The 21798-nt window shown below is 51.0% G+C and carries 23 protein-coding genes and 1 pseudogene; 4 read left to right on the top strand and 20 right to left on the bottom strand.

What is annotated here, in order from left to right; all coding sequences use genetic code 11:
• Window positions 1-101: 101 nt before the first annotated feature.
• Window positions 102-227 (bottom strand): annotated as a pseudogene (locus ACZ5PT_RS05185) (DUF3185 family protein); the annotation flags it as partial.
• A 303-nt stretch (window positions 228-530) separates the two neighbouring features.
• On the bottom strand, window positions 531-779 hold the full coding sequence (locus ACZ5PT_RS05180) for a GlsB/YeaQ/YmgE family stress response membrane protein (RefSeq protein ID WP_464265746.1): 249 nt from the start codon (window positions 777-779) through the stop codon (window positions 531-533).
• 228 nt (window positions 780-1007) lie between these two features.
• Here ACZ5PT_RS05180 and ACZ5PT_RS05175 point away from each other — a divergent pair, with 228 nt between their 5' ends.
• Entirely contained in the window at window positions 1008-2027 is a 1020-nt protein-coding gene (locus ACZ5PT_RS05175; RefSeq protein ID WP_464265745.1) for an IS110 family RNA-guided transposase, read from the top strand.
• 461 nt (window positions 2028-2488) lie between these two features.
• Here the strand turns inward: ACZ5PT_RS05175 and ACZ5PT_RS05170 are convergent, their stop codons facing one another.
• Entirely contained in the window at window positions 2489-2689 is a 201-nt protein-coding gene (locus tag ACZ5PT_RS05170) for a cold-shock protein (protein WP_464265744.1), read from the bottom strand.
• A gap of 423 nt (window positions 2690-3112) precedes the next feature.
• Between ACZ5PT_RS05170 and ACZ5PT_RS05165 the strand changes: the two genes are divergently transcribed.
• On the top strand, window positions 3113-3838 hold the full coding sequence (locus ACZ5PT_RS05165) for a hypothetical protein (RefSeq protein WP_464265743.1): 726 nt from the start codon (window positions 3113-3115) through the stop codon (window positions 3836-3838).
• Window positions 3839-3844: 6 nt separating this feature from the next.
• On the opposite strand, the gene ACZ5PT_RS05160 is transcribed toward ACZ5PT_RS05165, so the two are convergent.
• Entirely contained in the window at window positions 3845-4714 is an 870-nt protein-coding gene (locus ACZ5PT_RS05160) for a peptidoglycan-binding protein (RefSeq protein ID WP_464265742.1), read from the bottom strand.
• An 827-nt stretch (window positions 4715-5541) separates the two neighbouring features.
• Here ACZ5PT_RS05160 and ACZ5PT_RS05155 point away from each other — a divergent pair.
• The gene (locus ACZ5PT_RS05155; RefSeq protein ID WP_464265741.1) at window positions 5542-5934 is read left to right on the top strand and encodes a hypothetical protein; all 393 of its coding nucleotides are present in this window, start codon (window positions 5542-5544) and stop codon (window positions 5932-5934) included.
• Between the two features lie 645 nt (window positions 5935-6579).
• On the opposite strand, the gene fbp is transcribed toward ACZ5PT_RS05155, so the two are convergent.
• The 15 genes from fbp to ACZ5PT_RS05080 form a co-directional block, all read right to left on the bottom strand.
• On the bottom strand, window positions 6580-7593 hold the full coding sequence (gene fbp / locus ACZ5PT_RS05150; RefSeq protein WP_464265740.1) for a class 1 fructose-bisphosphatase: 1014 nt from the start codon (window positions 7591-7593) through the stop codon (window positions 6580-6582).
• Between the two features lie 449 nt (window positions 7594-8042).
• Window positions 8043-8696: a recombinase family protein gene (locus ACZ5PT_RS05145; protein ID WP_464265739.1), complete on the bottom strand. Its 654-nt coding sequence runs from the start codon at window positions 8694-8696 to the stop codon at window positions 8043-8045.
• A 97-nt stretch (window positions 8697-8793) separates the two neighbouring features.
• Window positions 8794-9294, bottom strand: coding sequence for a hypothetical protein (locus ACZ5PT_RS05140; protein ID WP_464265738.1), 501 nt, complete (start codon window positions 9292-9294; stop codon window positions 8794-8796).
• Window positions 9295-10312: 1018 nt separating this feature from the next.
• On the bottom strand, window positions 10313-11014 hold the full coding sequence (locus ACZ5PT_RS05135) for a hypothetical protein (RefSeq protein WP_464265737.1): 702 nt from the start codon (window positions 11012-11014) through the stop codon (window positions 10313-10315).
• A 3-nt stretch (window positions 11015-11017) separates the two neighbouring features.
• Window positions 11018-11377 carry a hypothetical protein gene (locus tag ACZ5PT_RS05130; RefSeq protein ID WP_464265736.1) on the bottom strand — a complete coding sequence of 120 codons (360 nt, stop codon included), beginning with the start codon at window positions 11375-11377 and terminating at the stop codon, window positions 11018-11020.
• 140 nt (window positions 11378-11517) lie between these two features.
• Window positions 11518-11898 carry a hypothetical protein gene (locus tag ACZ5PT_RS05125; protein ID WP_464265735.1) on the bottom strand — a complete coding sequence of 127 codons (381 nt, stop codon included), beginning with the start codon at window positions 11896-11898 and terminating at the stop codon, window positions 11518-11520.
• 448 nt (window positions 11899-12346) lie between these two features.
• Window positions 12347-13561: a molybdopterin molybdotransferase MoeA gene (locus tag ACZ5PT_RS05120; protein ID WP_464265734.1), complete on the bottom strand. Its 1215-nt coding sequence runs from the start codon at window positions 13559-13561 to the stop codon at window positions 12347-12349.
• The gene (locus tag ACZ5PT_RS05115) at window positions 13555-14643 is read right to left on the bottom strand and encodes an ABC transporter ATP-binding protein (protein WP_464265733.1); all 1089 of its coding nucleotides are present in this window, start codon (window positions 14641-14643) and stop codon (window positions 13555-13557) included. Before ACZ5PT_RS05115 ends, ACZ5PT_RS05120 begins: the two co-directional genes overlap by 7 nt.
• Entirely contained in the window at window positions 14640-15431 is a 792-nt protein-coding gene (locus ACZ5PT_RS05110) for a molybdate ABC transporter permease subunit (RefSeq protein ID WP_464265732.1), read from the bottom strand. Before ACZ5PT_RS05110 ends, ACZ5PT_RS05115 begins: the two co-directional genes overlap by 4 nt.
• Window positions 15428-16204, bottom strand: coding sequence for a molybdate ABC transporter substrate-binding protein (gene modA, locus ACZ5PT_RS05105; RefSeq protein WP_464265731.1), 777 nt, complete (start codon window positions 16202-16204; stop codon window positions 15428-15430). Before modA ends, ACZ5PT_RS05110 begins: the two co-directional genes overlap by 4 nt.
• Entirely contained in the window at window positions 16201-16542 is a 342-nt protein-coding gene (locus ACZ5PT_RS05100) for a winged helix-turn-helix domain-containing protein (protein ID WP_464265730.1), read from the bottom strand. Before ACZ5PT_RS05100 ends, modA begins: the two co-directional genes overlap by 4 nt.
• Complete coding sequence (gene mobB, locus ACZ5PT_RS05095; RefSeq protein WP_464265729.1) at window positions 16539-17048, bottom strand: molybdopterin-guanine dinucleotide biosynthesis protein B; 510 nt, start codon at window positions 17046-17048, stop codon at window positions 16539-16541. Before mobB ends, ACZ5PT_RS05100 begins: the two co-directional genes overlap by 4 nt.
• A complete protein-coding gene (gene mobA / locus ACZ5PT_RS05090) occupies window positions 17045-17656 on the bottom strand; it encodes a molybdenum cofactor guanylyltransferase (RefSeq protein ID WP_464265728.1) in 612 nt (203 codons plus the stop codon). The genes mobB and mobA overlap by 4 nt, the downstream gene beginning before the upstream one ends.
• A gap of 176 nt (window positions 17657-17832) precedes the next feature.
• Window positions 17833-18642 carry a C40 family peptidase gene (locus ACZ5PT_RS05085; RefSeq protein ID WP_464265727.1) on the bottom strand — a complete coding sequence of 270 codons (810 nt, stop codon included), beginning with the start codon at window positions 18640-18642 and terminating at the stop codon, window positions 17833-17835.
• Between the two features lie 42 nt (window positions 18643-18684).
• Window positions 18685-20049: an MFS transporter gene (locus ACZ5PT_RS05080; RefSeq protein WP_464265726.1), complete on the bottom strand. Its 1365-nt coding sequence runs from the start codon at window positions 20047-20049 to the stop codon at window positions 18685-18687.
• A 28-nt stretch (window positions 20050-20077) separates the two neighbouring features.
• On the opposite strand from ACZ5PT_RS05080, the gene ACZ5PT_RS05075 reads away from it, so the two are divergent.
• Window positions 20078-21169, top strand: coding sequence for an RtcB family protein (locus ACZ5PT_RS05075; RefSeq protein ID WP_464265725.1), 1092 nt, complete (start codon window positions 20078-20080; stop codon window positions 21167-21169).
• Here ACZ5PT_RS05075 and ACZ5PT_RS05070 read toward each other — a convergent pair.
• Window positions 21159-21773: a DUF2238 domain-containing protein gene (locus ACZ5PT_RS05070; protein WP_464265724.1), complete on the bottom strand. Its 615-nt coding sequence runs from the start codon at window positions 21771-21773 to the stop codon at window positions 21159-21161. The genes ACZ5PT_RS05075 and ACZ5PT_RS05070 overlap by 11 nt on opposite strands.
• Between the last annotated feature and the right edge of the window lie 25 nt (window positions 21774-21798).

The following is a 21798-nucleotide window of genomic DNA, read 5'->3' as shown; positions in this document are numbered from 1 at the left end:
TCCTGACGGGTAACGATAACCGGCGGCGACGAACTGCTTGTGCCCCACCGAGGTATTCACGTTAGCGCAGACGTATTTTCCGGCCACGTTGATTGTTAGGCTTATTTTTTCGCAAGCATGAATAGCCCTGCAATCACAGAAACCGCTCCGCCAATATACATAAACATGACTTTGTCAGAGTGAGAGCCTGAAACTACTTTTGTTAATTGTGAGCCGACAGAGCCAGAAAGTTGGTAGCCTCAAATTGCGAGACCAATACCTACAGCCAAGAGGATAGCGCCGATCATTTTTTCCTTTTCTCACATATGTGATTGTTGATCCACTCTATTTGAAGAAAAAGCATTCTGAAGCCTAACGTCGAGCATAACCGCCTGGCTGTGGAGCGCAACGGAACTGCCAGTCCAATTTGATGCAGTTGTTAGGCACGAGAGGCCTTAATCTTCTGCGCTCTCTAGGGGAATCTCCGCACTTTCTGTGCATAGTGGGTCAGTAGCGATCTGGTGAAGTCGATGTTAAACAGCAACAGGTGGCTATTTTTTCACAAAGCGATACAGAATCAATAAGAGCACAGCACCACCGATAGCCAGCAAGAGGCTCCCTATATTAAATCCAGTAACTGGTCCAAATCCCATAAAAGACCCTATGAATCCACCTACAAAAGAACCCGCTATTCCTATCAAGATGGTAATGATAATTCCTCCAGGGTCTTTACCTGGCATGATGAATTTTGCGAGCACCCCTACGATTAACCCCATTACGATCCAAGATAAAATCCCCATTGATGATCTCCTTATTTTTAGTTTACGTTTAAGCTCCAACCGGTATATCAATTCTACATTCCAATGATTATAGCAGGTTGAATTTAGGCATTATCCGACAGACTGCTTCCAGGTAGCAATATTTACAATATTTGATGAAATGGTCTCCCCCCGCTACCAAATCGGCGTCTATGCGCCATGATGGAGAGTAAGTAGCTAACCATCAACGTAGAGCGAGAGGAGACCGAAATGAATATTACCACTGTCGGCTTGGACTTGGCGAAAAGCGTCTTTCATGTAGTCTGTTTCAATGAGCGCAATAAGGAAGTCAAGAAACGTATGCTTCGACGTAATCAAGTACTTCAATTCTTTGCTCAATTACCACCTTGTCGTGTCGGCATGGAGGCCTGTGCAACATCCCACTACTGGGGACGGGAATTGCGTGCCCTTGGTCATGATGTGAAGTTGGTACCGCCCCAGTACGTGAAGCCTTTAGTGCAAGGGAACAAGAACGATTACAACGATGCGCGGGCCATTGCCGAGTCACTTGATAGACCCAGAATTGCGTTCGTCGCTGTTAAAACAGTGGAAGAACATGACATGCAAGCCATCCACCGGATGCGCTCCCAGTGCTTGAGAGATCGCACCGCCTTGAGCAACTCAACAAGAGGCTTGCTCGGTGAGTACGGTATCAGCTTCCCGAAAGGGCTGACCGTTTTGCGCAGAAAGATCCCGGAACTGCTGGAAGATGCCGACAACGGGTTGAGCTTTCGGTTCCGCAACCTCCTGGCGCGACGCTATGAACAACTCGTCGAGCTTGATGAGCATATTGCGTTTTACACGAAGGAACTAGAGTTATTAAGTCAGCAGGATGATGCCTGTCAGAGATTACAGACAATCCCAGGCTTCGGTCCGATCGTTGCGAGTGCCTTCCGCAGTACGATTGGTGATGGCCGTGCCTATGTTCGCGGCCGGAATGCAGCGGCATCTCTTGGCCTGGTTCCACGTCAACACAGCAGTGGCGGTAAAAATGTTCTTTTGGGCATTAGCAAACGTGGGGATAGATACCTTCGCATGCAATTGATTCATGGCGCCCGTACCGTCGTCCTTCGAGCAGCCAATAGAGATGACCCCTTGAGCCGATGGATCAATCGCATCCGAGAAAAAAGAGGATGGAACAAAGCCGTTGTTGCGTTGGCGAACAAAATGGCGCGGATCGGTTGGGCTATTCTGAGGTACAACACATGCTATGAGCCGAACATAGCTTAACCATCACATCGATCAAGCATTAACGAAGCGAAGAAAGGGGAACTCCCACCAGAAATTGCGAAGACCCTGTGATCAGTAATGACAAAACAGGTCAGACCGGCGCATTGAAAACCTGAGAGTCTCAACGGTTATTAAAAACCGAACATTTGATAAGGACGATGCGCGCGTAAATCATTAAGGCCCGGAGGCGTAAAGCCCCTAAAAAGAGGCCGGATATATGGTAGCAAACTTGTCCCTGTCATTCATCACAAAGTCCTTGCATACGGGGGGGAGACCATATATGAGACTCTTCTGCTATCTAGAGAAAATGAAAGGGGACATCTCAGCTTTTTGACAGTTGAGATGTGATCCCACCTCAATACCTTCGCTGTCATGATTGAGCCATTGAAATTAACGCAAAAGAGCCCCACGGATTGGCCGTAGGGCTCTTTTTAGGATGTGATCGGTTGTAGAAACTTTTACTATAATTTTCGCACATTAGATGCTTGAGGACCTTTTTGGCCCTGGGTGACATCAAAACTCACACGGTCTCCCTCGGCCAGAGATTTAAACCCCTCGCCCTGGATTTCGGAATGATGGACGAACACATCATCTCCACTCTCCTGCTCGATAAAACCAAAACCTTTTGAATCGTTAAACCACTTAACTGTACCTTCTGCCATTTCCTTAGCTCCTTTTCCCCCCTTTCAGGGAGAACCTTTTTGTTGTGCAAGTCCAAGCGTTTCCCAAAAAACCACATAGCTCCACGATGGTCTGTGGTTTTTGGACCTGGCTGGCGACCCATCAAATTAGATGGCAACTGAAATCTCGCATCAACTGTTTTAGATGTTGCTCAGTATGGCAGAGGTGATCCGGAAAGCAAGCTGTCACGGTGAGGGTATAAATTAAGGGTGGATATGGATTAAGTAGGCCGGTTCAGCGGGATCGTATCAAAATGGAAATTTACTATTTATGGGACTGTAAACTGTCTACCTGTACAGCTGCGATTCAGATTACTAAATTCGACCGATATAAAAAAATTGCAGAATAAAATAATTCAGCCAGGCTGAATTATGGTTTAATTAATAGTTCAAGGAGGTGGCAACATGAAAAATTATACGAAAAAATCATGGGTACTTTTGTTCTCATTACTTTTTATTATGGCTCCCTATTCTTTTGATCTACCCTCGGGACAGCTTTCAGTTTCGACAGCCCTTGCGAAAGACGGCGGGAACGGCGGCGGGAACGGCGACGGGAACGGCGGCGGGAACGGCGGCGGGAACGGCGGCGGGAACGGCGGCGGGAACGGCAATGGTGGAGGACATGGGAATAGTAACGGAAACTCGGATTCAGAAACGTCTTCCGGTAATGCCCATGGACACTCTCATGATCATTCTCAAGCGCATAGCAATGGTCTGGGACTTGGCCTGGACAAACAAGCGCAAGACAAAGCAAAGTCAAGGGGATCCATTGCTAGCAAGCTTGGACGGTTAAATGCAGCCCATGCTTCGGCAACAGCACGTGCCAATGCTGCGCCCCATTCTGCTGTCGGCCGTATCGCTTCCTATGAGTCAGCGGTCAATGAAAGGCAGGATGTGCAGGCACACCTAGAGGCCCTTATCGAAGCCAATGCGCCTACGGAGGAAATAACTGCTGCGCAAGCTGCCGTCGAGGAAGCAGTGCAAGTAGAGGTAGAAACCCTTGCCGCTGCAGCTAACAAAAGTATTGATAAGGAAGTCGCTCAGGCGGTCAATGAATTGCTGGGCATTGAAACAAAGAATCAGGACCAGGAAGACACCACTGATGAGCCTTCGGACGTTGTAGGTATTTAGGGTCCGTCAACTTTTGCCACGTAGATACCCGATCAATTGATCTATCGAGGTATCGCGTGGCAGCTCTTTTTTCTGCAGATACAGCCGAATAGCCTTTTGTGTCTGTTGGCCACTTTCACCGTCTTCTGGCCCAGCAGCAAACCCCATACGGTTTAACATTGTCTGTAAATAGCGGATTTGGGGTTTCAGATACAATCCTTTTGGACCCTTCTTTTCTGCAACCTTCAAGAGTTTGATGCCACGTTGTGTTTCTGTTTGAGTCAGGGTCGGCGTTATTTTTTTCAAGGCAGTGTCAGCATCTTTGTTCTTATTCTGTACTGCTCGTTTCAACCAGGCCCAGGCCTCAGAGAGATTTTTTTGTCCTCCAAGACCTTTTTTAAATAACGCTGCCAGCAAAAATTGTGCTTCTGAATAATCGGCCCAGGCTGACTGCTCCAGCCAATACCGCCCCCAGATAGAATCACTTTCTTTCCCCCCCAGACAATGCAGCCCCAATTGATACTGACTCCGCCGATGTCCCTGTTCAGCTGCAAGGGCCAACCAAACCTCGGCTGCTTTTTCATCTTGAGATACTCCCTGGCCAAGAAGAAGACTCATACCGGTCATATACTGTGCATCAGCATGCCCTGCCTCTGCAGCTTTAAAAAACCAACCGTAGCCCCGAGCTTTATCCCATCTCCATTTCTCACTGGTTGTATAGTGAATGCCGAGTTGATACTGACTTACGGGATCGCCAGAATAAGCTTGGTCTTTCAATGTGCGCAAGTGAACTAGATCGGAATTGTTCTGGGAGACTGAACAGCTGGTTATAAGAGGAACTAACAAGGCGAGACAGGCAAACGAAACCACCCTCTTATGAAGACTTAAAAATAACATTCTCCTCGTATCGCAAATCGTTCAGAATATTTCAACTTAAATCTATATTGCATGTTGCGTCATCCCAAATCATAAACCGACAAAAATGGCGAGATTTCTATTCGATCCAACCTGCGCTGTGCGATCGATTGTCAAAGCGTAGAAATTATGACGGGGGGGCTGTCTCAAATATATGGAGATGATCGACAGCAGAGTGCACAGATCGGCCGATTTTAAAGCCAGACAAACTAAAAGTACTTCCGGGCCGATGCTGCCATTCCCCTAGCTGACTAGAAACAATCAGCATTTCCCTGCAAGAACTTCTCACAAGTCATATCAAAAATGGCCCTTCCGCTAAGCTGCTGAAAATGCAGCAAAGCGAAAGGGCCGATTTCGTGTTCCAAATGTCGGGGGCCATGAGATTAAATCACTACTTTTGCGAATCGCAGCGACTAAGCTTCAAAACTGCTAACTACCTAAAAACAGGTTGCGCTTATTGGCCAGCCTTAATCCAGTTTGCGCATTGAAGACAACTTTCCGACCCAATAAAAAAGGGGCTGGAAAGTCAACATACCCTTAAGTGTACGTAGGTTTATTATTGGCTCTTTAAAGGCGCTCGGATTATCAACTTTCCATCGTTTCTTTCCATTGACTGCATAGAAGGTTTTTCTGGAGATTCAGATTGATTACGCCGATAACGTCCCAATTTGCATCGTCGATTGATAAATTACATATCATCCACTTTTTCCCCTTGATTAAATCAAAATCTTCGCCTACTGTTAGTGCACCTAAATGATAAAAGCCTAACCGTAAGCGCGACAAACATATTAAGAAAAGGTTAGATTATTATGGAAGACAAAAGTATGTGGGGAGATATCACTGATCTTACGGAGATACGAACACCTCATGAAATCATGTTAGAACAGGGGAAATTCCTCGAAGAAATGACCAATGGGTTATTGGAAATCAAGATTGAACGTAAGCAGAGCAATACCGTATTCGGCTACGATATTTTCATTGCCCTCCCATCGATGAAATTCAAGGAACGTCTGCTGCGCATGTCTCACGACATCAAACTTTATCCTGCGATCTTGCACGATGCGTTGGAAAGCAACCAATCTAACAGTAATAACCAGGAAGAATTTGAAGAAAATCTGGGGCGTATTCTCTCCTCGCCTGAAACCATGGCGCTTATATCTAGTTTAATGGTACAGTCCCGCTCCGCGGAACTTTTGGTCTGAAAAAAGCTTTACCCATTTACATTTCAAAGGCGCTCTGTGCTGGAGCGCCTTTTTCTATCATGTTAGTTGCCCGCCCGTCTAACCGTTGCACACCCAGCGTTGATCCTATGCGCAGCCAAGCTGCGACACATCGCCGGAACTAAATGGGACCGGAAATATCAAATGACTGGTGCTTGCCAATCCCTGCATTTTAGAGCATAGAATAGGTTTCCTTTGGGGTTGCTAGCCCAACCGATCTGATATGTCGAGCTATCCATTTTTGACTGGCTGGTCAGATGAAAATCTGTGTTTCCCTAGGAATCCCGCTATGCTATCCCCCCCCCCAAAAAATTTCATCTCAAAACTTTGGAGATGATCGACAGCAGAGTGCACAGATCGGCCGATTTTAAAGCCAGACAAACTAAAAGTACTTCCGGGCCGATGCTGCCATTCCCCTAGCTGACTAGAAACAATCAGCATTTCCCTGCAAGAACTTCTCACAAGTCATATCAAAAATGGCCCTTCCGCTAAGCTGCTGAAAATGCAGCAAAGCGAAAGGGCCGATTTCGTGTTCCAAATGTCGGGGGCCATGAGATTAAATCACTACTTTCGAGACTCAGGCATGTAGAAACCTTGGTCAGACACTTAATATGCTACTGGTGTCAATTAGCCTTCCATAAACTTTGCCATAAAATGGTGTGCTGTATCCATCATCTCTGGTGATCCAGTAAAGAAAGGAACGCGTTGATGTAACTCAGCTGGTTTCAAATCAAGAATTGGTTTGTAACCATCAGTAGCTAGCGCACCAGCTTGTTCTGCTAAAAAGGCAATGGGATTACATTCATACAATAAGCGTAATTTACCTGATGGTGCCTGTGCCGTCTGAGGGTAAATATAGATCCCCCCTTTCAGTAAGTTACGGTGAAAATCAGCAACTAAGGAGCCAATGTAGCGTGAAGTATAAGGTCGGTTTGTTGATTCATCATCTTCTTGGCAATATTTCAGGTATTTTTTTACCCCTAATGGGAATTTGATGTAATTACCTTCATTGATTGAATAAATCTTACCGGCTTTCGGGATTGTGAGAGATTCATGGGAAAGGCAGAACACTCCAATCGATGGGTCATACGTGAAACCATGAACACCATTACCCGTAGTGAAAACAAGCATGGTTGAAGAACCATAGATTACGTAACCTGCTGCTACTTGTTTTCGCCCTACCTGTAAGAAATCTTCAATCACTACGGGACCATCAGCCGCGGATACTCGGCGGTAGATCGAGAAGATTGTACCAACAGACACATTCACATCAATGTTTGATGAGCCGTCTAGCGGATCCATAAGAACAACATAGTTGCCATTGCGACTATTTTGGTTGTCAAAAAAAACGTAATCATCTTCTTCTTCAGATGCGATGCCACACACTTCACCACGAGCGATTAATGCGTTTTTAAATATCTCATTCGCATACATATCGAGTTTTTGCTGCTGTTCACCTTGAATATTTTCCACACCACTGGCACCAGTAATATCAACTAGACCAGCCTTGTTGATTTCGCGGTTAACAATCTTTGAAGCAAGCTTGATCGCACTTAATAGTGCGCTTAATTCACCTTTTGCGTGGGGAAAGTCAGATTGTTTTTCTATGATGAATTCACCCAGTGTTTTATGTATCGACATTCCAGTTCCTCATCAGGTCAATTATTCTAAGGTTTGCGTTATTTTGCGCTTTTCGGTTTTAACTTCCAGTACAAAGGTTCTAATCATCACCAGTATCTGGGACACTCACGACTTTGTCAAACCATAGCGGATATAACGGAATATCTTTCTCAAAACTATGGAGATTCGACCAAGGGGCAATCTTCCGCAAACACTGCGCGACCCCCACCTCATATGTTGTTTCAAATTGGGTCGCAAAGGTCCTCAGAATATTTTAGACCAAGTGATCAGTTTCATCATAATACGCACTAAAGGAATATATATTGTCTGGCTGTCTGCTTCACGGGGAGAAGCTTGGGTTTATTGAACTAGTGGCTGATCTGACAATTTTCCCCGCCCCTACATCGGAAGCGAGGCCCTGTGCGGCCGTGTAAGTGACGATCCATCGCAGACCCTCTGTAGGGGACCTCCTATTTGATAAGTCTGGCCACGCTGGTGGCCTGGAACTGACAGCCACGGTTGGTTGTCATGCCGGAGTGATTAAGCATGTCGGCGATGTAGGTCAAGCTCCTGCCGCCGCTGCGCATCTCCATGGCCATCGTCCTGGCCTGATGGTTCCGCTCCTGGGCCAACTCGGTACGGATAGTCCGCCCCTTTTCCCGAGCTTCGTCGGTTAGGTTCTGCGGACTGCCATTAATTTTCTGTCGTCCCTCCCGTCGACGCTTGGCATCTAGGGCCGCTTTAGTTCTGATGCTGATCAACTCCCGTTCCCGCTCGGCAACAGCGAAGATCAGTGTCAGGGTGAATTTGTCAGTGTTTGGACAATCGCAACAGGTTAACCTGCCCTTTAGGTCGTCAAGGATCGTCAGGGCATCTTTAACGCTGCGGCTCAATCGGTCCGCCTTTCCTACGATCAGCGTGTGTCCTTTCTGCTGGCACAGCGCAATGGCCTTGGCCAGTTCCTTTCGTCCGTTGGTGGTGGAACCGGATGCAACGTCTGTAAACTCAGCGACTATCTCGCCGTCCTGGGCGAAATGCTCGACGATGGCCTGCTGACCCTCCAGGCCTAATCGACTCTCCCCTTGCGCCTTGGTTGATACCCGATAATACGCCACGTAACCCATAGTCAGCCCTCCTTGTTGATAGTTTACATACTATAAACGACCGTTTATGAAATGTAAAGCATGGCGGCACAGCTTTTCCAAGTTGGATTTATACCGATCAGGCTGCTTCTCGCTGCTGGTAGAACAACCGCGTCAAGCCACGCAAGCTAAACGTAAGCTGCTGCGCATCTGATCGACTGTAGTGGTCATCCACGTACTGCTGAACGGCCAATTGATCGATTACCGGCGTTAACTCAATAACGTTCTTACCGGTCGGTAACATGCAGGCTTTCCGGCTGTGACAGTTGATCAGCTGGCGACGCCACCTAGCATACTCAAGCGGGTCTTGCCTGCTACTGATAACAGGCAGTGGCTTACTTGAACTGATCAGTATATGGACGTGCGTGTTGGCTCTACGGTTGTTTGCATCGTAGCTCGTGGCTACGCCAATACCGCAGAGCTTGCAACCACCGACCTCGTTACTGAGTAAGCTCGATAGTGGCCTGATTATCTCTGACTGGATTGCTTGCTGAACTTGACGAAAGTCTGATAGGTCAGGACAGCGAACTGTAAGTAGCGATGTCCAGTTGGTAATGTCGGGGTTATAGGTATCTTGCACGACTAGGTTTCCTTATAGGGTAAAGCTGTAGCGTCATCAACACGCTAAGTATCGGTAATGTAACGGTTTTATTTTTGGCCTCTGATTGTTCCGATCATTCGCAAGAGCATCTATCGGCCGCCATAGCACTTCGATTCGCGCGGAACATCAGTTGTGTTGCTGGTTTGTGGTTCAGTGGATAGTAGGTATTCTTAGTTCTACGTTATTCAACTCTAAGTTCAGCAGGCTATACGCATCTACCAGCCGGATAAGCTTAGCTGACTCGATTTTCTCTGCATTACTAGCTAGTTGAATGAACCTAGCAATACTCTTTTCGCTAGCATCGGAGTTAGCCTTAAGCCAACGCCTAAAATCGCGAATGTTGTTGTCGAATCTCTCCTTTAGGAGCTGGATCAAATAGTGACCTGCTTCAATACGGTGAGCTACTTGGTTGCAGCGTCTGTTGAGTTCAATTGCATCTGGGTCGGTGGTAGGTAATGTTCGCGTTGGTGTCATTGGTTGCCCTTCGTTATGAGTTATCCCCTCTATGATGTTTATATGGCCCGTTAGGCCCAAAATTATTAAGCTCGTGACGAACTTTTTTCAGCTTATTGTCCCTAGTTTCCCTAACTATCTGAAACTAAAGAAAATAATAATTACGATGTAAATGCTGGGTGGGTGTGCCGAAAGTAGGGTCGCGACAACAACAGGTGGTCGCGCAAGGCAGCTCTTGCTGGTCACAATGTGCCTAGCGTGGGTAGGTATAGGGATTACTGTAAATCATTGAGTGGGGAGCAAATCAGGAGCGAAATCTTGTCTGACTTATGTTAGGAGAGCAGTTCCGCAGGTAGAGTTCTAAGCACCTAAAAAATGATTGATCGGGTGTGAGATTGAATTCTGAGTCAACAAATAAGAAAGGCCCGACATGAAAGCCTGTCAGGCCAGTTGTTGATGCTTGAGAGGCTTAACTCAGCAGATGAGTGAGCCAGGATTTTTTGTTTCTAGGTGCTACGTCCACACACTGTCGCTCACTCAACTTTTACACCGAAGCACCTACCCATGCGGTTGCTTCAGTCTCTATTCTCTTGCCTATGGGTGCAAGAGTATGCATTGAGTTCCTGACTAATGGGTTTGTAGAACTTGCTATGATTTCAGAAGGCTTTATCCTGAACGCGCCAATGTCAGCACTTACAAGTTCGAAATGTTGTTGTGTTATTTCATCTTTTTCGAGAAGTTTTTCAAGCTGAGAAACAACAAAAGTCTGCCACTGGAGGTCTTCAGGTCGATCTTCCCATAAGTCATAGTCAATCGGATGTAGTTCAGCGGCATCCAGTACAGCAAGAATAAAGGTCGCACACGTGAGTCCGATGCGACCTTCTCCGCTAAGGATCTCGCTGGTTTCAGGGTCAAAAAAACCATCTGGAAGGCTGAAACCATAGGGGACACGCTTAAGTTTCTTGTGCTTTTTCCAGATCCTCGCGCACGCAAGAGCAATCATCTGTGTACGTTCTTCAGGCAAGTTGAACTCGCACCAGAGTTCCCCAGGTGTTGGTTTCATTCGAGCGATTTTGTGATGCCACCTGAGGTTTAGAGATCTGACGGTGTTGTCATCTGGAGTACGATAATAGAGGGTAATGTGATACCCTTCGACGTTGGCCAAGTCAAAACGATTTATAGCCAACGCAGCATAAAAATCATGCTCCTGCGGTGGTGTATCAACGGGGTTGAGCATCTGAGGCATTAACTACTCCAGACCAGTCAATAGTCCATCTGTGAGTTTTTTCGATTGCTCCAAAGACTGCTTAGCTCTGTTAAAAAAGCTTCTGCGAGAGGGGATTTTATCTTTTGCTTTTTTAGTGGAAGTCAAGATTGCAACCAGTAAAGAACTAGAGCAACTTTCCAGAGGGAACATATTAAGGATATCGTTTACTTGATGAAACTGGTTGAGGACAAGAAGGTCGTCAATGAAATCATAAGCCATTCCCATTGAGCGAAATGAATTAGTTTCGTCTTCAACAAGGATATTCTGGATTTTAATATAGCTTGCCTGCTGGCAATACCTGCCAAGCCGCACACCAACATCCTCCTGAGTATCCTTCAGCATACGCACAGATCCACCTGTAGTTTCCACGCCACGCTGGACAACATAAAGCCGTGCAGGTTTCTTGGTTTGTTTTTTTACGGATCTCGCCAAGCTAGAGCTTGGAGCCGATGTAGTTAGCTCACTATAGCAAGTCGCATACATTATTCTTCCCCCTCTTCGGCAATTGTCGTTCTTTCGTTTACTGCGGCAATGTGCTTCTGAAGAAAGGTAATAATATCCTCAGCAGTCTCGGTGTCAATTATAACACCACTTTGGATTTGACGTACGATGCTTTTATCCAAGTCTCTCGGCTCAAATGAGTCAGGAGGCTGAGAGCCGTCAATGGTACCGTCACTGCTGACCTTATACGTCTGCTTATCTGGAAGAGGGTTTCTTTCAAAGTAGAAATTTAAAACAATATCCCCACGAGGAGTAGCGCCGCCGACTGCCCCAGAAACATAGTCTGGATGGTAGCCTTTTTCAAAAATATATTTAAAGGTAATTTCGTTGGGAACTCCTGCTGTTTTCTTCTTAACTACCATTGTTCCCTTCCTTTTCCTTGTGTTTGCCAAAAGCCCCTCCAGTGAACATTTAGATGTGTTACCGCTAAGCTAGCCCAAACAGTGCTAGCCGTCAAGGATGTAGAATACCCGATAAGCTGCTTTGGCATACAGCAAAATGGTTAAAAGTAACTCCTTTCTGAAACTCGTTGAAATGGGTCCTATATCAATAATATGCTGAATCTAGTGACGACAGGGACAGCTCCATACCCCTTTGTTGGTGCAGAAGACGAGAGATAAGGGTCAGTTGACAGGTAAGGCTACCTGTAGCACAATTTGTCGCACAGAATGTTCATTCAGCCGGGTCTGGCCATAGTAAAGTCAACTAGTTAACACTACAATGATTTGGCGAAAGTATCTCATCTACCTCCGCCAAATTAGCAGCACGGCCCGTTTCTACACAGGAACGGGCCGTGCTCGTTTTATCCCCTTAGATAAAGACCTGCCCCTGCGGCATTTGTAGCAGCAAGATTTCCACCTCATTGCCCGCTTGGAGATCGGGACTGTCGATGGCGATCGGCAACAGGGCCTGAGCTTGTTGCAGGCTGCGATTTTGCCCTGATCCCTGCCGCTGCGAGGGGTCGAAGACGAGCTGTCCTGATTCGATCTGGATTTGTCCCCAGAGGAAGTTCTGTCGCTTGCCACCACCCTTGACCGCCTCTGCCAGACGGACCTTGATCCGCGGCGGAAGTGGGTCGGGAAATCCTGCCAGTTTGCGCAGCGCCGGGCGCGCAAAGATTTCAAAGGTTGCGGCAGTGGCGGCCGGATTGCCGGGCAGACCGAAGCAGGGTTTTCCTCCCAGGGTGCCGAACAGTACCGGCTTGCCCGGTTTGATGGCGACCTTCCAGAATTTCCGCTTAAAGCCGTGTTGCAGCAGCGTTTCTTGCACCAGATCCTTTTCGCCGACCGAAACCCCGCCGGTCGAGATAATCAGGTCTGCTTCTTGCGCCTCGTCGAGAATTCGGGTGAGATCTTCCTGACGGTCCTCTCCAATACCCAGGGGAACAGGGATGCAGCCGCACTCGTGCAGTCGGGCGATAAGATATTGCAGGTTAGAGTTAACGATCTGCCCTGGGCCCGGTTCTTCTCCCAGTTCGACCAGTTCATCGCCGGTAGAGAAAATAGCGACCTTGGGGCGTGGAATAATAGCGACCTGATCGACTCCGGCGCTGGCTAACATGCCGACGGCCCCAGCTTGCAGTTGCGTGCCCGCTTCAAGCAGGACCTCGTCAGCTCGGTATTCCTCGCCCCGATAGCGCACATGTTGCCCTTTACGGATTGCTTTCTGCAGAAGTAGCTGTGTCCCTTCGGTGCTGGTCTCTTCGACCGGCACCACGCTGTCAGCCCCGGCAGGAATCGGAGCGCCGGTGGTGATCTGGATCGCTTGCCCTGCTTGTAGCTCGCCATCGAAAGGGTGGCCGGCAAAAGAATTTCCGACAATCTGCAACGAAGATGAGCTTGCAACGGAGTCCGCAGCAAAGGCGAAGCCATCCATCGCCGAATTATCCCAACTGGGCATATCCCAACGAGCTTTTGTCGGGGCGGCCAATACCAGCCCGATCGCTGTTTTTAAGGGCAGGGATTGGGATGGTAGCAGGTTCACAGTTTCCAGGACTTGCTGCAGGGCCTGATCGTAGTTCAACATGTTAGTTCCTCACAGTTTTCAATGCGTGCTTCACGAGCTTTAAAGATTGCCCAGATACGGTCTCCCGGTTGGACCTCCCCCAGGGCCTGATAGCCACGGGTGCTGATTTCGGCGACCAGTTTGTCCTTTTCTTCCAGGGTGATCCGGACCCGGTCGCCGAGAATGACCACATCCAGAACCTCGCCGAAGAGCTGGTTGCGCGGGCTGCCCTCGGGTTTCTTTTGGTACAAAGCGATATCCCATGGATAAACGGTCAGAATGGCTGGACCGGGCGTTACCTGTTCGAAGGGGGCTAGAAAGGAAGATCCGCCTAGGCTGTGGAAAATAAATTTTCCTGCAGCGCCCTGCACTTCTCCGGGAATATAATTGACGCCGACGAAACGGGCGACAAATTCACTGGCCGGCTCCCGCAACAGCTGATGGAAACTGCCACGTTGGACAATTTTTCCGCCTTCCATCACCGCGACCCGCTTGCGAAAATAGGCGACCTCTTCGGCATCGTGGGTGACCAGCAGGGTCGGAATTTTGAGTTCCGTCAACACCCGGTGCAGCCAGCGGCGGATTTCTCCGCGGGCCGAGGGATCAAGGGCGGCCGTCGGTTCATCGAGCAGCAGCAGTTCTGGTTGACTCGCCAGCGTTCGGGCCAAGGCGACCTTCTGTCGTTCGCCGCCGGAAAGGGTGGTAACGTTGCGCGCAGCCAGATGAGCGATGCCGAGCTTTTCCAGCAGCTCGCCGGTGCGCAGTTGCCGTTCCCTGCGACCGATGCCGCGGAGCTTGGGGCTGAAACCGATGTTGTCGCTGACATCGAGATGCGGAAACAGAGCCAGATCCTGAAAGACCATGCCGATCTGGCGACGGTCCGGCGGCAAGTCAATCTTTTGCGCGGAATCGTACAGGCAGCGCGCGCCGAGCATGATTTGCCCTGAATCGGGTTGCTTGAGTCCGGCCAGCAGACGCAGCAGGCTGCTTTTGCCGGCCCCGTTGGGGCCGAGCAACATGGTGATCCCGGGGGTCAGCGACAGCTCAATATTCAATTCGAAATCGCCCAGGGGGCAGTGCAGTTGGCAGGTCAGTTCGCTCATGCGCGCTCCTCCCGGGGGGCCAGCATGTGCACCACCGCAAGGAGTAGTAATGAGATTAGCAGTAGCAGCGCGCCGAGACTGAAAGCCTGCTGGGGATCGCTCTCAAAGGCGCTGTAAATAGCCAGCGACAAGGTTTGCGTGCGCCCCGGCAGGTTGCCAGCAAAGAGGATGATGACGCCGAACAGGCCGATTCCCTGGGCCAGGGCCATGATCCCTTCAGCGAAGATGCCGCGTTTCACGACCGGCAGGGTGACATGCCAGAAAACCTGGCTGGGAGTTGCCCCGAGCAGGAGTGCGGCCTCTTCCAGTTTCTGTTCGATGCCATCGAAGAGGACCACACAGCGGCGGACAAAAAATGGCGTGACGACGAACAGGATGGCGAGTACCACCGCCGTCAGGGTAAAGGGGATGCGCACCCCGAAGGTGGCCAGGACTTCGCCGAACAGGCCACGTCGGCCGAAGGCGAGCAGTAACGCCAGACCGGCGACCACCGGTGGCATCACCATCGGCAGTTCGAGGAGGATTTCCAGCAGGCGGCGCAGCGGCCCGCTACAGCGAGACAGGCCATAAGCGGCTGGCAGGCCGAGGAGAAAGATCAACGGCAGGGCCAGCAATGACGACAAAAGAGTGATCCACAGCGCCCGCAGTACCCCGGGGTTTGCCAGCAGTTTGACCAGTTCGGCGGGATTGGTGGCCAGCAGCAGGGCGATAATCGGCAACAGAATCAGTGCACCCAACAGCAGACCGCTGCCGATCAGCAACAGGGAAAAGAGGCGGGGTCGCTTCATTTCCCTTGCCCCCGGATAAAGCCATGTTGAACGAAGATCTGCTGAGCAGTATCATTGCGCAAAAAGGCGCTGAAGTCCGCGCTGTGTTTGTTTGCCCCGGCGACCTTTGCCAGCGGGTAAAGCGCCCGCGGGTTGTGCGCCTCCGGCAGAGAAATAGCGGTCAGTTGGTCGGCGTTCGCGGCGCTCAGATCGCTCTGGTAGATGATGCCGGCGTCAACCTCGTCGAGCAGTAACTTGGCGACGATCGCCTTGACCCGGCCTTCTTCGCTGACAATATTCTGCTCGATTTTGCTCAGCAATGTCAGGCCGTAGGCTGGATCGGCGGCGAGGTTGGTAAACAACTTCTGGGTATAGCTTCCGATCGGTACCTGCCGGTTACCGATGGCCAGCAGCAGGCCAGGCCGCGCGAGATCGGCCAGTGTCGTCAGCGGTGGTTTTAGATCGTTGCGCACCGCAAGAACCAAACGATTGTGCAGTAGCGCTTGCGGGTTTTCGACCAGTCCTTCGCCTTGCAGCCTGGCCATCACCCGCCAGTCGGCAGAAATAAACAGATCCGCCGGAGCACCCTGCTCAATCTGGGTCGCCAGTGTCTGACTGCCGGCAAAGTTCAAAGTGATGTCGATTGTCGGGTGCTGTCGTTGGTAATCGTCGACGATGGCCCGCAAAGACTCAGAAAGAGATGAGGCGGCAAAGACCGATATTTCTGCTCCACAGGCAATGGTGGTGCAGCTCAGCAGCAGGATCGATATCAGCAGGGCGCGCAGCAGGGTCATGACGGATAAATAGTTTCGAAGCAGTTATCGGCGGCGGCGTTCACCTGGCCGCGCAATTCCTGGAAATTTTCCAGCAACTCCTGGGCCGCTGCGGTCAGTCGGGTCGCCCCGCCGCCTTTACCACCGATGCGCCGCTCCAGTAGCGGAAAAGGCGCGTGACTTTCCATCGAATCCAACTGTGACCAGGCCTTGCGGTAGGAGATGCCGAGGGCTTTGGCCGCAGCGTTGATCGAGCCGCTGCGCTCGACTTCGGCCAGCAGCCGGTAACGGCCGTCGCCAAGAAATGGCTGGCCGTCGAATTCGAGCCAGACCTTGGAGCGGATGCGGAACCTGCTCATGTCAGAAATCGCTTGACGATCAGGTCGCAGAGGCCAACCGCATCGTTGATATCAAAGACCGGGACATCAAGCTCGAGTGGGCTGTCGGAGGCGACAGCGAACAGGGTCGGGTCCTGTTCTTCATCACGGCAGAGCAGTCGTTCGCTGCGCTCGCGGCGATGCACCTCAATCTTCGGCATGCTGCTGCGCTTGAAGCCTTCGGTGAGGACGATATCGAGATCGGCACAGTAGTTGGCGATGGTCTCCAACACCGCCGGTTCCTGATCCTGAGGGTTCTGCTTGACCATGGCAACTTTCGCCGGGGAGGTGATCAGCGTGGTATCGGCCCCGGCTTGGGTCAGGCGCCAGGAATCCTTTCCTTCGTGATCGATGCTGAAGCTGTGGGCGTCATGTTTGACCGCGCCGACGCGGTAGTTGCGCGACTTTAGTTCGGTAATCAGTTTTTCCAGCAAAGTGGTTTTGCCGGTGCCGCTTTTGGCAACAATAGAAACAATCGGTGGGGTCATGAGCGCTTCTCCTTAAGCCGGGCCAGTTCTTCCGGGGTATTGATGTTGATCAGTGAGCGTTGCCAACCGCTGGGCAATTGTTCGGGATCGAGATAGCGGATATTGATCCGCTGGTAAAAATCGTAGATCCGGTACTGTTGATGTTGCAGCATCTGCTCCATGTGCGGCAGGCAGTCCTTGTGATAAAGAGCGAAGACCGGTTCGTAGCCCTCCTTGCTGCGTGGTACCACAGCGATGGCGCCGGCGCGGTTATCGAGCAGGGTCTGGACAATGCACGGATCGGGATAGGGCATGTCACAGGGGGCGACAAAAATCCAGTCGGTGGTGGCTTTTTTCAGGCCGGTGTGCAGGCCGCCCAAAGCGCTGCCGGGGTAAATATCAGCAAAGGCGGGGATGCCGGGCAGCACCAGGTCGGGACGATCGCCGGCGATGATGATGCGGTTGAAAAACTGTTGCAGCAGTTTTAGCGAGCGCTCGAACAGGCTTTCGCCGTTGAGCTGCAAGTTGGCCTTGTCCTGACCCATGCGCCGACTTTTGCCGCCAGCCAGCAGGACCCCGGTGACATCCGGGTACTGGTCCGATTTTGGTCCGATGTGCGAAATCTGCATAGCGAAGATCCTGAAAAAACCCTACAAAAAGGGTTTTGTGAAAAAATATGGCTGTCAATCAGTAGGAATAATAGCGGAAAAACAGAAAAAGGAAAATATAAATATATCGATCCGGCGATGTATGCAGCAAGGACCCCCTTTACGGTTCTGCTTAATGCTTATTTTTCATCGCGTTACTACAGGTAAGCCCTCCCACCAACGTAGGTTTTTTTCCAGAAGTTGCTCGCCAGATTGGCCACACGAACGGTTTTGCCGGTACGGGGAGCGTGGATAAACTTGCCGTTGCCAACGTACATGCCGACGTGAGTGACGCGTTTGCCGCCTTTGGTGGCGAAGAAAACCAGATCGCCTTTTTGCAGATTTTGCTTGTTGACGTAACGCCCGGCTTTGAACTGCATCCGCGAGTTGCGTGGCAGGTTGAGGCCGTTGAGACGGTAGCTGACCATCGTCAGACCGCTGCAATCGAAGCCATTTTTGCGATCTTCGCCACCCCAGCGGTAGGGAACGCCGATGAAACGCCGCACGGTTGTGACCAGTTCGCCGCGCAGGTCCCCGGAGCCGCTTTTTTCAATCCGCGCCGCGGCGTAGTTTTCCGGAAGAACGATGAAAAAGTTGCCGATTAGCCCCTGCCCTTGTAGTCGGACGGCTTCGCCGCGAGCTTGTGCATACTGGGGGTGGTTGCCAAAGCGGACCTTGTAGAGCCCCGATTCATGACGAAAGTGGTAGGCATCGATCCCGCGGCTTTCAAGCGATTGCTCTAGCCTGACAGCGTTATCCAGCTTTGAAAAAGCGCCAACCTGGACGGAAAATCCCATCTTTTTTAATGGGGCGATTTTCTCTGGTTGCAGAGGTGGGGCTTCTTCGAGCAGGGCGGCAATCGGGTCGACTGCTGTGCTTTGCGGCTCTGGCGCAGGGGATTTGTGCGCGGTGCTACAGGAACAGATCAGCAGGAGATAGGCGAAGATGATTAGTTTGCGACAGGTCATGGTCGCCAGCATAACAGAAAATGAAGTGCCATTAGCGCCAATTTATTCTGCTTGTTCTCTGTTCTGGCGCAGATAACGGTGAAAGATCGCCAGAAGCAGGCCCAGGCAAAGAGCAAAATAGCCGACAAACCAAAGCAGTGAGTCGATGAAGACCAGATTTTTCAGCGCTTCTTCTGCGATTGAAATCTGGCTTAACTCGTGACTGCGCCGCAGAAATGCGAGCAACAGCGCATAGAGGATGCCGATACCACCGTAGCCGAGGTTGAGAAACAGGCCTTTAAAGCTGAGTACGGTGGCTCGTTGTTCGGAGTTGGTGGCTTGGTTGAGATAGTGGCTGAGAAAAAATCCGATAAAGAACATGTTGCTAAACAGCAGCAGCGCCGGAAGGATACCGAACCACGGCCAGACAAAGCACATACCGACCAATCCGAGCAGGATTCCCCCAGAGGTCAGCAGCAGGTTGAACAGCGGCGAACGGGATTCGCTCAAACGGCGCGCCAGCCCCGGAATGACAAAACCGAACAGTGCCAGCGCCGAGCCGAGCAGGCCGAAAGCGGCTTCCGGGATTTCGATGATTCGGTAGTACTGGCTGGTCATGGTCAGGACCATGCGGACGACACTGTCGTAGAGCAGGCCGAACAGCATCAGTCCAAGTACAAAGGGGGTGCGGAAAATCCAGCGGCCTGCCTGCCAGACTAGTCGAAAGGCGGTGCTGATCGTCGATCCGTTAGCTGGTAGGCTGGCTTTGTCGCCACTGGCGACTTCGCGCATCCGCAGGGTAGTCACCAGGGTCAGGATGGCTGTCACCAGGGTCAGATAGATCGGCAGGCGCAAGGTGGTCGCGCGGGTTATTTCCCACTCCAGCCCGACAAAACCGGTGATTACCTGCAACAGTTGCGGATCGTACAGCACCCCGCCCAAGGTCATAGCAATAACAAAGCCGGTCGCTTGAAATTGCCCCTGGCGTTCCAGGACCCGGCCCCACTCTTTGTCCAGTCCTGCCTGCTGCAAGCTATCGTAAGCCAGCGCCTCGTCGGCGCCGCTGGCCGCTGCTTCTGCCATACCGCTGAGAATCCGGTTGAGGACAAAGATCCAGAACAGCAGGTTTAGATTACCGAGGGGAGCAAAGGCCCAGAGGGCGATCTCGATGACCATCAAAAAACCGGCGAAGACCAGCAGGTTGCGCCGGCCGAGAATATCGGCCAAGGCGCCGGAGGGAACTTCGCAAATGACGATTGTCGCTGCCCAGACAGCATTTAATATGGCAAACTGTGAAAGGCTGAGGCCGAAATCGAGAAACAGAATGGAAAAGACCGGGTAATAGAAACGGGCATTGAACAATACTCGAAAGAGAATGAACAGCCGAACGTTGGGGATCTGGTAGGGGGAACGGGTTGTTGTTTGCATGAATCATCCGATCATCAGGAACTTGCCTATGAAACCGCATAAGATCTTTGCTCAGGATATCGAGAATTCCGCCCTGGAGCAATTCTACAGTGCATTAAATCAGGATTTTGCCGTCTGCGGGGCATTGATGCCGGATGCGCATAGCGGTTATTCGCTGCCGATCGGCGCGGTCGTGGCGACCGATGGCGTGATCTTGCCCGCCTGGGTCGGGTACGATATCGGTTGTGGCATGTGTGCGGTGCCGACCAGCTTTGCCAAAGAGGATATAGAACGGCATGGCGAAGGTATTTTCAACAGCATCTATCGCGCCATTCCGGTCGGTTTTAAGCACAACAAAACGAACAGTCGTTGGGATTCCGACCGGCTGTCGCGCAGCAAAACCCTGGCCGGAATCTTCAATAAGAACGGCCTCAAGCAGCTCGGTTCTCTCGGCAGCGGCAATCATTTTATCGAGATCGGCGCTGATGAAGAACAGCGGATCTGGATAATCATCCATTCCGGTTCACGGAATATCGGTCATAGTGTCGCCAGCCACTATATGAAGCTGGCAGGCGGAGGTAAGGCACGCGAGGGGCATCTCGGTTTTGCCGTGCGTAGCCCGGAGGGACGCGATTATATCCAGGACCTGGCTTTCTGTCTGGAGTTTGCCCTGGCCAACCGTTTTGAAATGATCGCTCGGGTGGTGCGCGAGGTTCAGCGTTATTGTGCAGGCGAGGCCAACTGGTCGCAGTTGATCAACCGCAATCATAATCACGCCGAAGAAAAAGATGGCCTATGGATTCACCGCAAAGGGGCAACTCATGCTGAGGAGGGGATGCTCGGTGTAATTCCCGGCAACATGCGCGACGGATCTTTTATTGTTGTCGGCAAAGGCAATGCCGAGGCGCTATGCTCCAGCTCTCACGGTGCCGGGCGATTGATGGGTCGTAAGGCGGCGCAGCGCAATCTTGATTTGAAGCAGTTCGTCGTCAGCATGTCCGGTATCGTCGCCAAGGTTGACCGTCATACTCTCGATGAAGCTCCCTTTGCCTATAAGGATATCGATGAGGTAATGCGCTTACAAGCGGACCTGGTTATGGTGCTCCACCGGATATGGCCGCTGATCAACATCAAGGGTTAGCGTTGCTCCCGCCGAACTGTTGCAGCTGGCGATCATGCCATCTGCCGAGCAGGATCAGGGCGCAAATCGCTCCGATCAGCGCCAGCAACATATCCGACTGGGTGTCCCAGAGATAACCCTGGGTGCCGAGAAAGGCCTCCGCCCCCTCCCCGCTTAAGACCGCCACCCACCATTCTATCAGTTCGTAAAAAGCACTGAAGGCGAGACAGAAACAGACGATGAAAAAATTTCGCCAGGCGGTAAAGTTGATCACCTGTTTGCGCAACAGAATTTCCCGCGCTACCAATGCCGGGATAAAGCCTTGAGCGAAGTGGCCGACCTTGTCGTAATTGTTGCGCTGCAACTCAAAGCTATCGCGTAGCCAGTCGAACAGCGGTACCTCGGCGTAGGTATAGTGGCCGCCGACCATCAAAATCAGACAGTGCAGCAGGATCAGCCAATAGCAGAGCGGCGTCAGCGGAAAGCGTCTGCGGCTGAGCGCTAAAATGATCAGACCGATCATCGCCGGCAGCACCTCGAGAAACCAGGTGAAATAGTCTTTCGGGCCGATGGCCGACCAGAGCAGGGTGGCGAAGAAGGTGGTGAGCCAAAAAGTTTTCAACATTGAAAAGGTCCTCTGGAGGAAAACA

The organism is Desulfuromusa ferrireducens (assembly GCF_055389805.1).
Note: the sequence above shows the minus strand (reverse complement) of the source record. Positions and strands in the feature narration are given on the sequence as shown.

Bases quoted from the DNA above. Each gene is read 5' to 3' on its own strand.
- ACZ5PT_RS05145 (WP_464265739.1), bottom strand. From the start codon at position 8,696: ATGGGTTACGTGGCGTATTATCGGGTATCAACCAAGGCGCAAGGGGAG.
- ACZ5PT_RS05120 (WP_464265734.1), bottom strand. From the start codon at position 13,561: ATGTTGAACTACGATCAGGCCCTGCAGCAAGTCCTGGAAACTGTGAAC.
- ACZ5PT_RS05080 (WP_464265726.1), bottom strand. From the start codon at position 20,049: ATGCAAACAACAACCCGTTCCCCCTACCAGATCCCCAACGTTCGGCTG.
- mobB (WP_464265729.1), bottom strand. From the start codon at position 17,048: ATGACCCCACCGATTGTTTCTATTGTTGCCAAAAGCGGCACCGGCAAA.
- ACZ5PT_RS05085 (WP_464265727.1), bottom strand. From the start codon at position 18,642: ATGACCTGTCGCAAACTAATCATCTTCGCCTATCTCCTGCTGATCTGT.
- mobA (WP_464265728.1), bottom strand. From the start codon at position 17,656: ATGCAGATTTCGCACATCGGACCAAAATCGGACCAGTACCCGGATGTC.
- ACZ5PT_RS05155 (WP_464265741.1), top strand. From the start codon at position 5,542: ATGGAAGACAAAAGTATGTGGGGAGATATCACTGATCTTACGGAGATA.
- ACZ5PT_RS05170 (WP_464265744.1), bottom strand. From the start codon at position 2,689: ATGGCAGAAGGTACAGTTAAGTGGTTTAACGATTCAAAAGGTTTTGGT.
- ACZ5PT_RS05075 (WP_464265725.1), top strand. From the start codon at position 20,078: ATGAAACCGCATAAGATCTTTGCTCAGGATATCGAGAATTCCGCCCTG.
- ACZ5PT_RS05135 (WP_464265737.1), bottom strand. From the start codon at position 11,014: ATGCCTCAGATGCTCAACCCCGTTGATACACCACCGCAGGAGCATGAT.
- ACZ5PT_RS05125 (WP_464265735.1), bottom strand. From the start codon at position 11,898: ATGGTAGTTAAGAAGAAAACAGCAGGAGTTCCCAACGAAATTACCTTT.
- ACZ5PT_RS05165 (WP_464265743.1), top strand. From the start codon at position 3,113: ATGAAAAATTATACGAAAAAATCATGGGTACTTTTGTTCTCATTACTT.
- ACZ5PT_RS05175 (WP_464265745.1), top strand. From the start codon at position 1,008: ATGAATATTACCACTGTCGGCTTGGACTTGGCGAAAAGCGTCTTTCAT.
- ACZ5PT_RS05130 (WP_464265736.1), bottom strand. From the start codon at position 11,377: ATGCTGAAGGATACTCAGGAGGATGTTGGTGTGCGGCTTGGCAGGTAT.
- ACZ5PT_RS05160 (WP_464265742.1), bottom strand. From the start codon at position 4,714: ATGTTATTTTTAAGTCTTCATAAGAGGGTGGTTTCGTTTGCCTGTCTC.
- modA (WP_464265731.1), bottom strand. From the start codon at position 16,204: ATGACCCTGCTGCGCGCCCTGCTGATATCGATCCTGCTGCTGAGCTGC.
- ACZ5PT_RS05100 (WP_464265730.1), bottom strand. From the start codon at position 16,542: ATGAGCAGGTTCCGCATCCGCTCCAAGGTCTGGCTCGAATTCGACGGC.
- ACZ5PT_RS05115 (WP_464265733.1), bottom strand. From the start codon at position 14,643: ATGAGCGAACTGACCTGCCAACTGCACTGCCCCCTGGGCGATTTCGAA.
- fbp (WP_464265740.1), bottom strand. From the start codon at position 7,593: ATGTCGATACATAAAACACTGGGTGAATTCATCATAGAAAAACAATCT.
- ACZ5PT_RS05180 (WP_464265746.1), bottom strand. From the start codon at position 779: ATGGGGATTTTATCTTGGATCGTAATGGGGTTAATCGTAGGGGTGCTC.
- ACZ5PT_RS05110 (WP_464265732.1), bottom strand. From the start codon at position 15,431: ATGAAGCGACCCCGCCTCTTTTCCCTGTTGCTGATCGGCAGCGGTCTG.
- ACZ5PT_RS05070 (WP_464265724.1), bottom strand. From the start codon at position 21,773: ATGTTGAAAACTTTTTGGCTCACCACCTTCTTCGCCACCCTGCTCTGG.